Annotated in this window: 15 protein-coding genes and 1 tRNA gene; all 16 read left to right on the top strand. The window is 67.8% G+C overall.

Translation table 11 applies throughout. The features are described 5' to 3' along the window. Positions 1-7 precede the first annotated feature (7 nt). Entirely contained in the window at positions 8-1,033 is a 1,026-nt protein-coding gene (locus AAEX60_RS03870; protein WP_342101348.1) for a major capsid protein, read from the top strand. After that, positions 1,033-1,308, top strand: coding sequence for a hypothetical protein (locus tag AAEX60_RS03865; RefSeq protein WP_342101347.1), 276 nt, complete (start codon positions 1,033-1,035; stop codon positions 1,306-1,308). The genes AAEX60_RS03870 and AAEX60_RS03865 overlap by 1 nt, the downstream gene beginning before the upstream one ends. A 15-nt stretch (positions 1,309-1,323) precedes the next feature. Beyond that, on the top strand, positions 1,324-1,719 hold the full coding sequence (locus tag AAEX60_RS03860) for a hypothetical protein (RefSeq protein WP_342101346.1): 396 nt from the start codon (positions 1,324-1,326) through the stop codon (positions 1,717-1,719). An 11-nt stretch (positions 1,720-1,730) separates the two neighbouring features. Beyond that, on the top strand, positions 1,731-2,138 hold the full coding sequence (locus AAEX60_RS03855) for a DUF6093 family protein (RefSeq protein ID WP_342101345.1): 408 nt from the start codon (positions 1,731-1,733) through the stop codon (positions 2,136-2,138). After that, positions 2,138-2,494, top strand: coding sequence for an HK97-gp10 family putative phage morphogenesis protein (locus AAEX60_RS03850; RefSeq protein ID WP_342101344.1), 357 nt, complete (start codon positions 2,138-2,140; stop codon positions 2,492-2,494). The genes AAEX60_RS03855 and AAEX60_RS03850 overlap by 1 nt, the downstream gene beginning before the upstream one ends. Continuing rightward, positions 2,491-2,853 carry a hypothetical protein gene (locus AAEX60_RS03845; RefSeq protein WP_342101343.1) on the top strand — a complete coding sequence of 121 codons (363 nt, stop codon included), beginning with the start codon at positions 2,491-2,493 and terminating at the stop codon, positions 2,851-2,853. Before AAEX60_RS03850 ends, AAEX60_RS03845 begins: the two co-directional genes overlap by 4 nt. 8 nt (positions 2,854-2,861) lie before the next feature. Next, a complete protein-coding gene (locus tag AAEX60_RS03840) occupies positions 2,862-3,074 on the top strand; it encodes a hypothetical protein (RefSeq protein WP_342101342.1) in 213 nt (70 codons plus the stop codon). Between the two features lies 1 nt (position 3,075). Continuing rightward, the gene (locus AAEX60_RS03835) at positions 3,076-3,600 is read left to right on the top strand and encodes a phage tail tube protein (protein ID WP_342101341.1); all 525 of its coding nucleotides are present in this window, start codon (positions 3,076-3,078) and stop codon (positions 3,598-3,600) included. A 69-nt stretch (positions 3,601-3,669) separates the two neighbouring features. Further along, a tRNA-Trp gene (locus AAEX60_RS03830) sits at positions 3,670-3,737 on the top strand. 75 nt (positions 3,738-3,812) lie between these two features. After that, positions 3,813-4,055 (top strand): hypothetical protein, encoded by a 243-nt coding sequence (locus AAEX60_RS03825; protein ID WP_342101340.1) that lies wholly within the window; start codon positions 3,813-3,815, stop codon positions 4,053-4,055. Between the two features lie 32 nt (positions 4,056-4,087). Continuing rightward, positions 4,088-4,798 (top strand): hypothetical protein, encoded by a 711-nt coding sequence (locus AAEX60_RS03820; protein WP_342101339.1) that lies wholly within the window; start codon positions 4,088-4,090, stop codon positions 4,796-4,798. Between the two features lie 125 nt (positions 4,799-4,923). Continuing rightward, positions 4,924-5,193: a hypothetical protein gene (locus AAEX60_RS03815; protein ID WP_342101338.1), complete on the top strand. Its 270-nt coding sequence runs from the start codon at positions 4,924-4,926 to the stop codon at positions 5,191-5,193. Between the two features lie 24 nt (positions 5,194-5,217). Beyond that, a complete protein-coding gene (locus AAEX60_RS03810; RefSeq protein ID WP_342101337.1) occupies positions 5,218-9,882 on the top strand; it encodes a phage tail tape measure protein in 4,665 nt (1,554 codons plus the stop codon). A gap of 8 nt (positions 9,883-9,890) precedes the next feature. Next, the gene (locus tag AAEX60_RS03805) at positions 9,891-10,715 is read left to right on the top strand and encodes a hypothetical protein (RefSeq protein ID WP_342101336.1); all 825 of its coding nucleotides are present in this window, start codon (positions 9,891-9,893) and stop codon (positions 10,713-10,715) included. Beyond that, positions 10,691-11,839: a hypothetical protein gene (locus tag AAEX60_RS03800; protein ID WP_342101335.1), complete on the top strand. Its 1,149-nt coding sequence runs from the start codon at positions 10,691-10,693 to the stop codon at positions 11,837-11,839. The genes AAEX60_RS03805 and AAEX60_RS03800 overlap by 25 nt, the downstream gene beginning before the upstream one ends. Beyond that, positions 11,839-12,933 carry a hypothetical protein gene (locus AAEX60_RS03795; RefSeq protein ID WP_342101334.1) on the top strand — a complete coding sequence of 365 codons (1,095 nt, stop codon included), beginning with the start codon at positions 11,839-11,841 and terminating at the stop codon, positions 12,931-12,933. The genes AAEX60_RS03800 and AAEX60_RS03795 overlap by 1 nt, the downstream gene beginning before the upstream one ends. Positions 12,934-12,969: the final 36 nt, after the last annotated feature.

Here is a 12,969-nt window from a genome sequence, read left to right as displayed (position 1 = left end):
CACCACCATGCAGATCATCGATCTTGTCCCGGACCTGCGTCCGGTCATCCTCGCCGCCCGTGAGATGCGCGATGCGCGCAACTCGCTGGCGACCTTCCTGCCCTATGCCGAGCGCCAGACGGTCAGCTACCGCCTGGGTCGCCGTCAGCGCGCCGACCAGACCGTGCCGATCCGCGCCATCGACGCCCCTTCCATCCCGATCCGGCTGCCCGGCGTCAACGTCGTCAAGGGCGACCTGCCGGCCATCACGCCCCGCGTGGATCTGTCCGAGCAGGATCTGACCAACGAGATGATGGTGGCGCAGCAGCTCAACGGCCAGACCGTGGACTGGATGCCCGCCGTCATCAACGCCGCTGGTCAGGCGGCGCTCACCGTCGACAATACCTTCGAGGCTCTCCGCGGCCAGGCGCTGTCCACCATGGGCATCGCGCTCACCTCCGAGGATGGCCTGACTCACGAGGTGAACTTCGGCGCCACGGCTGAGCAGACCACCACGGTCACCACTCCGTGGACTGCCGGCGGCAACGCCCTGGCCGACTTCCGCGCCGCCGCGGCCAAGCACCTCGACATTGCGGGCATGTCCGCCGGTGTGGTGCTGACCACCAGCCGCGTGAAGGGCGCCCTGCTGGCCGCTCTGGGTGCCGCCTACCCGCAGCAGCCCGTCGATCTGAACACGCTGAATGCGTACCTGACGGCCAATGATCTGCCGCAGATCATGACCTACGACCGCACCTTCACCGCCTACGACGGCACGAAGCAGCGCGTCTACCCCGAGGGTCACATGACCTTCCTGCCGTCCGCGACCGACACCATCGGCAACACGGAGCTGGGCATCACCCAGGAGGCCGTGCAGCAGACGCAGCGCCTCCAGCTCAATGGCGCGGCCGCGCTGATGCCCAGCGAGGCGCCCGGCGTCACCATCGTCACCCTGGGCAAGGACGATCCGGTCCAGCGGGCCGTCAAGGCCGCCGCCATCGGCATGCCGGTCATCCGCGACATCGACCAGATTACCGTCGTGAAGGGCATCTTCTGATGGCCGGCGCGAAGCTGATCGAGCAGGTTGTGCACGGTGGCGTGATCTACGCCGCCGGCACGGCCCGCGCCGATGCGCAGGACGTCCCCACTGGCCCGTGGTGGTCGGAGCCCGTCACCGACACCAAGCCCGAGGCGGCAGACGAGCCCGTCACCGACACCAAGCCCGACGAGTCGTGGAAGAACGACGACATCAAGGCCTACGCCGAGAGTCACGGCATCGATCTGGGCGAGGCGAAGACCAAGGCCGACATGCTGGCCGCCATCAACGACTGACGGGAGGTGCGGCCCATGATCACCATCGAGGACATCGCGGTCGAGCTTGGCCGCACCACCCCGGAGGCCGAGAGCATCGAGGCGAAGCAGTGGGAGTCGTGGATCAAGCGGGCAATGGCCGCTATCGAGGCTCGGGCCACGAGCCTCGGTGTGCCCCTTGGCTCCATCGATCCTGACGCGCTGGACGAGGTGGTCATCTACGCCGTAGTGCGTCGAATCTCGCGACCACCGGACGCTGCCGTGCAGGTGTCCGAGTCGGTCGGCGTGGACGACGCATCATGGCGTACTGACCGCCGCTACTCCACTGGAGTGGGCGATGTCTGGATCTCCGATGACTGGTGGTCCCGGCTTGGCCTCTCTGGTGGCGACCCCGGCTGGTCTGGGTCGATCGGCTATGGCGGTGGGCTGTGATGGGTACGCGCATGCTCATTGGCGATGCCATTGCCGGCGCGCTTCCCAGGCTCCGAGCCGAGGCTGAATCGCTGCTGACGGACACCGTTGCGCTCTGGCGTGGTGGGGCGGTCACGGTGGATGACCTCGGGACGGAGACGGTGGGGCGCGTGGTCGTGTGGACTGGCCCGGCGCTGGTCAAGGACACCAAGAGTGAGAGCTTGCGGGACGTCGTACTGGCCGCTGGGCAAGTGGCCGACTCGCTGGCCTACACGGTAAAGCTCCCCATTACCTGCCCGGTGCAGGTGGGGGACATGGCCGAGGTGACCGCTTCGCATGATCCGTCGATGGTGGGCCTCTCGTGGCACATCAACGGCGTTCCGCGTGAGGGCCATGCGGTGCTCCATCGCTGCCCGGCTGACCTGGTGGAGGTGTCCTGATGGGCGCCGACGCCAGCGAGGTTGCAGGGCTGGCGAAGGATCTTGCTGCAGCGCCCAAGAAGATCACCCCCGAGGTTCGCAAGGTGGTTCGGTCTCACGCTGACAAGGTGCGGGATTCGGCCAAGGCGAAGGCGCGTCGGAGGACTGGCGCGCTGCAGGGGAGTATCACCGTCGAAGGCCAAGGTAACGGCGATTCTACGTCCGCCACCATCGAGGCCGGCATCCGCTACGGATGGTTCCACGAGTACGGCACCTCGAAGATGGCACCCCAGCCGTTCATGTGGCCTGCCGTCCTTGAGGTCGCGCCCGGATTCCAGCAGGAGCTAGCCGAGGCGATGAGGGAGGCGACGCTGTGAGTGCCGCCGACGACATCCTCGCCGCTGCAAAGACGGTCTGCCCTGCATTCCACGCGGGCAAGGTGCCAACCGGACAGCAGGCCCCGTATGCGGTGCTCCACTCCGCGCCGTACACCCCAAATGCCCGTCAGCTTGACGGGCTTCCAGCGAATCGGGCGACCATCCATCGCCTGATTGTCGTGAGCAACAACAGTCGAGGCGCGGCCATCTTGGCCGATGCCGTCACGCGCGCCGTCGATGGCATCCCGTCTGACGGCCACCTGCTGATGGTGACCAACGTGTCACCCCCCGTCGATGACCGCACGGACTCGAGCGCCGTGTGGTGGACGTCCACGCTCGAAATCACGCATCACACCTAGGAGCTGACATGGCTGATCTCGTCCGGGTCAAGGGCCCGACCACCGAGTACACCACCACCAAGGAGCTTGCCGAGCGGGACAAGCTGACCATCCTCGACAAGCCCGCCGCCTACGAGTCCGGACACAAGGCGGGGCTCCCGCTGCCGTCCAAGCCGCTCACCACCACCAAGGAGGCCGTCGCCAAGACCGCCGCCGCCACCACCAAGACCAAGGAGGCCTGACATGGCATCCGTGAAGTTTTTCGACGGCCGCACCACGGCCACCAACGTCGCCGGGTACACCACCGTCGTCGCCATCCCCGCCGTGGCGGGCTTCGACATCCCCACCCTGACCCTCGCCGAGGTGGAGGCCGGGACGCGGATCGACTGCGCCATCCGTGGCCTGAAGATCACCCCCGACGTCAAGAACAGCCAGGACCAGTTCTTGTGCGACGAGAACAAGGTGGAGTTCGCCGGCGCCATCGAGTATAGCGCCGACGACCTGATCCTGCAGGCGGGCGACCCGCAGAACCTCGACCCGTTCCTCACGTCGCTGGTGCGCGGGCAGACCATCATCCTGGGCGAGCGCTACGGCATCAAGTCCGCCACCGACTTCGCCGCCGACCAGATCATGAACCGCCTCACCAAGGCGGAGGTCACGTTCGCTGGCTGGGTCGACCCCGAGGCCAACGACGAAGGCAAGAAGGCCGAGTGGATGGTCAAGCTGGCCGTCAAGGGCCAGAAGACCAACGTCACCATCACGGCCTGACCCCCCCGATCCCCTGCCCGCGTGACTGGTGAGAGCACGCGGGCAGGGCTGCACCACCTCTCTCACCGAGCGTCGTCCGACTGGTCGGGCGCCCGCCTCCAAAGCGGGCATCGAGGGTTCGACACCCTCACGGCGTGCTGCGACGGCCTCGCCTCTCCATGGCAAGCGCACTTGGCCGTCAGCTCATATCACCTCTCGCCCAAGGAGTTCTCATGTCCGAGCCCATTGAAATTGTCGAGGACCGCGAGCCGAATGCTGGCGCACTCGTCTGGCGCAAGGAGGACGGATCGCACGGCCTCATCATCGGCAATGTGAACTACTCCAACGTTGTCTCCGAAGTGCTCATCGCCATCGAAGCCGGGGGGTCCGGGGGCAGATACGGGATTCAGCGTCCGCGACTGACCATCACGCTCGCGCTCGATGACATCGAGTACCGCAAGCCCACCAGCCTCTGATCTCACCACCTCTCTCACCAAGGAGCACCACCATGAGCACCACCATGAGCACCACCGTCGACGATGTGACCGCCCTGCGCGCCCTCGCCTCCGCCCGCGGCATGCAGCCCAAGCCCGTGTACATCGTGCTGGACGACGAGCTGCGCGACCAGCTGCAGGAGGTCAACAGCCTGCTGTACGCGCTGGACCTCGCCAAGGTCGCCATCGAGACCGCCGACGACGAGCCCGACGAGGGCGACGAGGGCGACGCACCGACCGACCCCGGCTACCTCGGGGAGGCCCCGGAGCCCGTCGACCACGAGAAGGTCCGCACGGAGCAGCTCGCCAGCATCAAGGAGCAGCGCGAGGCTGCGGAGGCCAAGCGCGCCAAGCTGGAGGCTGACGCCATCGCCGCCAATGTCGTGGTCTGCGTGAACTTCCACCGCCTCCCCCCCGCTGACTATCAGGCTGTGGTGGACGAGGCCGACGCCTACCTGCGCGAGCACGCCGACGAGGACGCCCTGACGCCCATGCGTGAGCGGCTGGAGGAGCGCGTCAAGGCCCACCTGCCCGCCCTGTGCTACCACAGCGTCTCCAAGCCTGACCTGAAGCACGACCTCGGCATGACGTGGGACGAGGTTCTTCGCGACTTCATCAACCACGCCGAGCTGGACGAGATCCGCCAGCACTGCGTGAACATCAACCGAGTGGGAGCCACCGTGGATTTTCGCCCGGTCAGCTCTGGTCCTGCCACGCAGAGCTGACCTGGGCCAGCCGGACGGGCCAGTCCCTGCGCCGCCTGCAGGGCTGGTCCCCCCGCACTCGCAGTCGCGCCGGCAAGGACGGCTGGCAGGTCACCGAGACAGAGCCCGAGCTGGACTGGATTGACGTGGCACTGCTGAAGGCGTGGTGGAAGCTCAACAGCGAGCTGTGCAGCATGTGCGGCCGGCCGCTGGCGATCCACGAGAACGACAAGCCCAGCGACTACCACCCCGCGGTGAGGGAATGCACCGCCGTACTGGCTCTCGATGCCTTCCAGGCGGACCCGCCCGCTGAGCTGAAGGCCGCCGACGATGCGGAGCGCAAGGCGGGCCGCGACCCCGAGCGTGCGCGCACATGGCTGGCGTACACCGACCGCGAGGGCAGGCCCCGCTACTGACAACTCAACATCTGGAGGTCTTCCATGGCTGATCGCAGCGTCCGCGTCCGGCTCTCTGCCGAGGTCAGCGACTACACCTCCAAGATGGGGCAGGCCGCTTCTGCCACAGACAAGGTGGCGTCGGCTGCCGAGAAGGCCGGGAAGGCGTCGCAGCGCTCCGGCCAGACCGCCTCCGAGGGTTGGTCGACGCTCGCTGGTGGCGCGGCCAAGGCAGGCGCTGCCGTCGCCGTCGTCGGCGGCTCGATGCTGAAGAGCTACGCCGACTTTGACCAGTCCATGAAGAACGCGCAGGTGGCAACCAAGGCCACCGGCAGCGATCTTGGGCGCCTGCGCCAGGCCGCGATGGACGCCGGCGCCGAGTTCGGCAAGTTCTCCGCCTCGGATGCCGCCGAAGGCCTGACCGAGCTGGGCAAGGCTGGCCTGTCCACTGACGAGTCCATTGGTGCCCTGCGCGGCACCATGGCCTTGGCTGCCTCCGATGGCATGTCCGTGGCCCGAGCATCCGAGGTCACCGCCGTGGCGCTGGCCCAGTTCGGGATGGAGGGCAACAAGGCGGAGCACGCCGCCAACCTCTTCGCCCAGGGCGCTGGCGCGGCTGTCGGGTCCGCGGAAGAGCTGGCGCAGGGCCTTGGCAACGTCGGCCCCATCGCCAAGAGCTTCGGCATGTCGATGGACGACACCGTGACCACCCTGGCTGTCTTCGCCAAGAACGGCGTCCGCGGGGCCGAGGGTGGCACGCTGCTCCGGTCCATGATCGCCTCTCTGGCGAAGCCGTCCGAGCAGGCCGCCGAAGGCATCAAGAAGATGGGCCTGGAGGCCTTCGATTCGCAGGGCAAGTTCGTTGGCATGAAGTCCCTCATGCAGCAGATGCAGGAGGGGACCAAGGGCTGGTCGGACGAGCAGAAGCAGGCCACGCTCGCCACCATCTTTGGCCGGGAGGCTCTGCAGGGTGCCAATATCGCCCTGAACGAGGGGGTGAAGGGCTACGCCTCCATGCAGGGCGAGATGAAGGCCTTTGGCTCTGCAACGGACGACGCGGCTCGGAAGAACGACACCCTGAAGGGTGCTGTCGCCAACCTGGGCGGCGCGTGGGAGACCTTCTCCATCAAGATGATGAACGGCTCCGATGGTCCGCTCAAGGGTGCCGTCGACAAGCTGACCAGCTTCATTGAGCTGGCCTCCCGCCATCCGCAGGCGGCACAGCAGATCGGCATTGCTGCCGCCTCGCTGGCTGGGCTTGGCCTCGCTGGCGCCGGTCTTGTGAAGACCGTGCAGGGCGTGCAGGCCTTCGCGGGCGCGCTGAAGGCCATCACGGGGATCGGCAAGACCGCCTTGGCGGTGAGTGACGTTGCTGGGGCTGCCTACGGGCTTGACGGCAAGGCGCGCGGCGCAGCTGGGGGAATGTCCAAGCTGGCCGCCACTGGGACGGTGGTCGCTGCGGGCCTGACCGTCGCCACCGTCGCCGGTGGCGCCTACCAGCGCCATCTCGACGGCCTGAAGGCCACCCAGGATCAGGTGCTCACGTCCGCCCTGTCGCTGTCCAAGGGCAGCGCCACGGGCATGCAGCAGCTCGACCAGAACATCACCAAGCTGGACACCAACGCCAAGAGCCTCGGGGACGCCTTCAACTACCTCGATGGCAAGGGCGACTTTGGTGAGCGCGTCGGAAACTCAATGGGCAAGGCCATCCCGAGCGTCTTTGGGATGAAGACGGCCACGACCAGCTACCGAGAAGAGATCGGCAAACTCGACGCTTCCTTGGCAGCCATGAAGCCGGAGCAGGCCGCCACCGCGTTCAACTCCATCACGGAGTCCCTGTCCAAGCAGGGAATCGGAGTCAAGGAGGCCGCCGGCCACTTCTCGGCCTATCGCGGCCAGCTGCAGGGCATGGCGAACGCCCTGGCCTCCACCGTGCCCAGCTTCGACGCCGCGAAGCTCTCGGCTGCCGATTACGCCGAGTGGATGGGTGGGAAGCTGCCCGCGTCCGTCGCTGCGGCCGCCGCGGCGTCGATCCGCGCCAAGGACGCCAACGCGGGCACGTCCGCTTCGATGCTGGCGGCCGCCGGTGCCGCGGGAACCCTCTCGGCCTCCATCGAGTCCCTGCCTGCGACTCAGCGCGTCCAGATCATCACCGACGCCGCAATGGCCCAGACCACTGTCGCGGGCTTCGTGTCCAGCCTGCAGGGCCTACCGCCGGAGACGATCGCCAAGCTGAAGGCTACCGCCGAGACGGAGAGCTTGGACGCGGCCAAGGCCAAGCTTGCTGAGGTCAAAGACAAGCAGGTCAAGGTCACCGTCAACAAGATGGAGATCGACGCCTTCATGGCCTCTTTCGAGGCCTCCCCGGAGATCACCAAGCGCGTGCGCATGGTGGCCGAATCCAAGGGTTTGGACGCCGCCAAGAAGGAGCTTGACCGGCTGGCCGCTTCCGTCAAGTCGGTGCCCAAGTCGGTGTCCACGAAGGCATCCGCTCCGGGCGCGAAGAATGCAGCAGGCGACCTGAAGGGGCAGACTGCCGCCGCGAAGGCAGTGCCGAAGTCGGCCAGCACCAAGGCCTCCGCGCCGGGGGCGAAGGGTGCAGCGGGGGATCTGCGATCCCAAGGGGGGGCAGCGAAGGCCGTCCCGAAGTCGGCTACCACCAAGGCATCCGCCCCCGGAGCCACGGGTGCTACGAGCCAGCTGAGGGGACAGGCGTCAGCCGCCAGCGCGGTGCCCAAGGCGGCAACAACGAGGGCATCCGCCCCTGGCGCCCCTGGCGCGACGGGCCAGCTGCGTGGAGTCGCCAATGCCGCGAACAGCATCCCGCCGTCCCGCACCTCGACCATCACCACGATCTTCCGGCAGATCATGCAGAAGATCGGCTTCGCCACGGGTGGCTACGCCCAGGGGTATGTGCGCGGCCCCGGCACGGGCACCAGCGACAGCATTGACGCGAAGCTCTCCAATGGCGAGTTCGTGATGCGTGAGCGGGCTGTGCGGGCGCTGGGTGTGGCCCGGATGGACTACATCAACCGCACCGGGAAGCTGCCCGCCTTCGCCACGGGTGGTCTCGTCGGCAGCCCGCAGCGGTACGCCACGGGTGGGATGGTGCAGACCGGCAACGGGATCACCATCACCTATCAGCCGGTGATCGACCGCACCACCGACATGCAGCGCGTCGGCACGGCCGCGGCCCAGCTCGCCGCGGCCCTGGAGCGCAACCGGGCAGCGGTGCAGGCCTCCACCAAGGCCAGCGCTCCCGCGAAGGCCGCCGCGGCTCGTCTCACCCAGGCGCAGCAGGGCAAGGTGGCGCTGACGGCCAGGCATCGCACGGAGGATGCCGCGTGGGATGCCCAGATCGCCAAGGCCCGCGCTGCGGGTGGGGGCTCGACAGCCCGCCAGCAGCTCACCGCCCTACACCGAGCGCAGGACGCCGCCCTTGCGGAGCAGATCGCCGCGGCACGGGCACGGGCAGCAACCGGCAAGGCCTCGGCTTCGGCCGTCGCGGCCCTGCAGGCCAAGGCGCAGCGCGTCGACCTGGACTACCGGGCACGGATCGCCGCTGCCGAGCGTGCCCATCAGGCCAAGACCGTGGCAGCCCTGCAGCAGCAGCGCAAGGCCGCGGACCTGTCCTATGACCGGCAGATCGCGGAGGCGCGCCAGTCGCAGCAGGCCAGTGCGTCGCAGCTCGCGGCCCGCAAGGCGGCCGCTCAGGCTGAGGTGCGCCGCCTCCAGCAGGCCAAGGCCGCGCTGGACAAGCGGCAGGCGCAGGAGCTGGCGGCTCTCGCCAAGGCTCCGAAGTCTGCCACCGCCGTGCAGAAGCTGCAGGCCTCGAAGAAGGCCAGTGACCTCCAGCAGGCCAAGCAGATGGCAGCAGCTACCGCCAAGGTGACCGCAGCCGAGCGGGACCGTGCCGCTGCCACAGCCAGGGCGACGGCAGCAAGCGAAGCGGCCGCACGCAGCTACGAGACATACCGATCCGCAGCCGAAGCGCTCGCCCAGGCGCAGCAGCGCGTCAGCGAGACGGCACGGGCCGTCAGCGAGTCAGTGGCCTCCAGCTACGGCATGGCCGGGTCCGTCTCCGACTGGCTGGCGACCCTGCGCGAAGGCGGCAATGACGTCTACCGCTTCAGCCTCCAGCTGGAGCGCCTGCGGGCGATGGGGCTGTCTGAGTCCCTGGTCCAGCAGGTAAGCGCAGCCGGCCCGCAGGCTGGGGCGAACATCGCCCAGGAGATCGTCACGGGCGGGCGAGACTCCGTGGAGCAGCTCAACAGGGCCGCAGCGGGACTGCAGTGGGCGGCCGATCGTATGGGGCGGATCACGGCCATCGGCCGCGCCTACGGCGGTCCGGTGATCGGTGCCGGCACGGCCACCAGCGACTCGATCCCGGCGTGGCTCTCCAATGGTGAGCACGTCTGGACGGCCCGCGAGGTGGACGCGCTGGGCGGGCATGACGCCATGCTGCGCCTCCGCGCCGCGGTGCTGGGCGGCAGGGCGCCGCGCTTCGCCATTGGTGGGCAGGTGGGCGGCTTCTCCCAGTCTGTGCCGCGGTACGCGCCGCAGCAGAGGATGGCGCAGCAGGCCACTCAGCTCACCTGGGCGCCGCAGATGCAGATCAGCGGACCCGACGCCCACGAGGTCGCCACCCGAGCCATGTCCATGATGCGCCACGAGTCCCGCTCGATGGCAGCCCGATTCCCCGGAGAGTGAGAGTGGCCATGAGCGGTGACTATGGATGGGGCGAGCTGGCCCCCTTCGGCTGTCTGCAGCCGCCGGACCCGTGTCTGACGATCACCCTCGACGGCATCGAGTTCACCGGCTCCGCACCGCAGGGCTTCGGGTATGGCATCACTGGCTGGTCCGGGTGGATCGACGGCGCCGAGGCTACTGGTGGGCCAGCGCCCTACGAGCTGCGCGACGGCGGCTACGAGACCCCCCTGTACGGCTCTGGCCGCACCATCACCCTGGAGGGGGTCATCGTGGCCCGCACCGGGCAGGAGCTATGGGAGGCCTCTGACGCGCTGGGCCGCATCCTTGCGATTGGCCGGTGGGCTCCGATGGTGGTGACAGAGGATCAGCTGGGGTTGGAGCGGATGATGCGAGTCTGCCGCACGCGCAAGCCCATGATCACCCCCCGGGGGTCGCGCCGCGCTGCGGACTTCACTCTGGAGGTGCAGTCCGCCCGATGGGAGAAGCTCAGCCCCGCCAAGCACTACCAGCGCTTCTACTCGGGGCAGGCCTTCCCTGTGGAGAATCAGGGCGACTATCCCGGGCAGATGAACGCCGAGCTGGTGGGGCCACTGACCAATCCCCAGCTGTCATGGCCCGGCGGTAGCTGGACCTACCGCGCCAGTATCCCCGCCGGAGAGAAGCGCACCGTGACCTTCTGGGACCGCAATGTGCGCAATCCCGCCACGACGGCGAACTCGCGGTTGGCGGTGGCGGGTGACTGGCCCTACGCCCAGCCCGGCAGTCACAGCTACACGCTGACCGGTCAGGGCGCTGGATATGTGGACCTGTGGTGGTGGTCGGCGTGGAGCTGAGGTACTACACCGCCGACTGGCTGACGGGTGCCCTCAACCAGCGCGAGCTCATGTTCTCCGACGTCAAGCTGCACCGCAAGATCGACCACAGCGGCACCATGGAGGCCAGCCTGGACCTCGCCCGGATCGTGGACCCCGAGGATTCGCTGCGCGACGCCCAGCGCGTCATGGGCCTGATCCGCCCAGGCGCGACCAGCTTTGTGGCCATCCGCGAAGGGGTCACCACGGGCGCGGACGGCATGCCCATCAACGTCGTCATGGGCGAGTGGTGGATTACCGAGGTCGAGACCCAGCATGGGTCTCCCGTCATCACCATCCGCGGCGAGGAGATCGGCGGATACCTGGGCCGCGACGTGATCCACGCCAACCAGCGCGAGACCACGATGGACCCCCTTGCCTTGGCGCTGCGCGTCCTGGACGAGGGCCTGCAGGGCTGGGCGCACGTCCGCACCGGCGTCGTCACCTGTGGCACTACGATCCCTGTCAGCTATCGCAGGGGAACCCGCAGCTACATGGACATCCTGCGCGACCTGCAGGGTGACCGGCTGTGGATGTTCCAGGTCTTGCACAGCTATGCCGAGCCGGGCGGGATTCCGTCTGTCGTGCGTGATGTGCGGATGGTGGCCGGGATGCCGCCGGCGGCCGCGGGTGAGGTGCCGATCGAGGTGGCCTCGTCGCTGGGCAAGCCATGGCAGACCCCCGCCACGGCTGCGGACTGGCTGACCATCAGCTCTGTGGACGATCTGTGCTCGGAGCTGTGGCTGTTCGGTGGCGGATCTGGCCCCTCTCAGCTGACATCGGTGGCGACCCGTCCGCGGGCCGCGGGAATCCCTCGACTGTCCCGGAGCGTGTCTCTGCCGGACATTGTACGCAAGGGGCAGCTCGACCAGGAGGCAGAGCGGCTGATCGGCACTGTGTCGCCGGAGCAGCGGCAGCACACGGTGGAGGTGCTGGCCTCGCGCATCAGTATCCCGACGATGGGGCGAGTCTCACCCCTCATTATCGAGCCGTCCCTGTCGATGCCGCACGGCCTGCAGGCTGATGTTCGAGTTTTGGGCTGGAGCTGGGAGCAGCCCCAGCCCGGTCGAGTGGAGACGCTGACCTTGACTGTGGAGGTGATCTGATGGCCCGCATGGAACCCCTGGCGTCCGCGTCCTTCGCGGGCGGGCTAGAGCGCCACGAGCGGTATCTGGCGCGATTTGGGACCGCCCCGATGGGGCCGATGACAGTGGACGACCCGGACAGCTCCCTGGCCTTTGTCGATCCCGCGTCCGGGCGGGTGTTGATCTCCATGTCCCCGACCGATGTGCAGGTGCCGCACAATGGGGCGCTGGCGTCGCTGTCGCCGCTGCTGGAGTCCAAGGCCGCGACGACCTACGTCGACACGGCTGTGACGACGGAGCGTAACGAGCGGATCACCGGCGACAGCACGACGCTGGAGGCCGGCAAGAAGTACGCGGACTGGACCGCAGGTGATGCCGCCGCCAAGGCTGTGGCCACGGAGAAGGCTGAGCGCGTGGCGGCCGACAATACAACCCTGGAGTCTGGGAAGCAGTATGCCGACTGGGCGGCTGGGGATGCTGCCACCAAGGCAGTGGCGAGCGAAAAGGCCGAGCGGATAGCCGCAGATGCGGCCGTGCAGAGCCAGGCAGCGAAGCACGCAGCCGAGACGGCAGTCTATGAAGCGGGACAGGCCGAGTCTCGGGCCAAGGCCTTCGCTACTGGGGCGGCGAACCAAGCAAAGACCGACGCGGTGGCGGACTCCAAGGCCTACACGAACTGGTCCTCCAGCGACGCGCTAGCCCAGGCGAAAGCTGACGCCACCAGCAAGGCGAACCAAGCAAAGACCGACGCGGTGGCGGACTCCAAGGCCTACACGAACTGGTCAGTGGGGGACGAGGCAAGCAAGCGAGCGGCCGGTGATTCGAGCACGCTGGCGAGCGCCAATTCTCATGCCGACTCTGCCGCCTCTTCCGCCAGAGCCAGTGCGGTGGCGGACTCCAAGGCCTACACGAACTGGTCCTCCGGCGACGCGCTAGCCCAGGCGAAGGGTCATGCGAACACCGTCGCAGCCACAGCCGAAACGAACTCCAAGCGCTACACCGACACAGCAAACGCCCAGGTGTGGATCTCGATCGGAATTGCCAATACGGAGATATCCAACCTCAAGGCTCGCGTGGCGAGCCTTGAGAAGACAGCGGGATCAAACTCCCTCTGATTCACCCCCCCCTGAAAGACCATCAAAAAGGAGGAC

The organism is Luteococcus sp. H101 (assembly GCF_038433155.1).
In the GTDB taxonomy this organism is placed as follows: domain Bacteria; phylum Actinomycetota; class Actinomycetes; order Propionibacteriales; family Propionibacteriaceae; genus Luteococcus.
The sequence above is the reverse complement of the archived record's forward strand: the minus strand, read 5'-3'. Positions and strand labels throughout refer to the sequence as shown.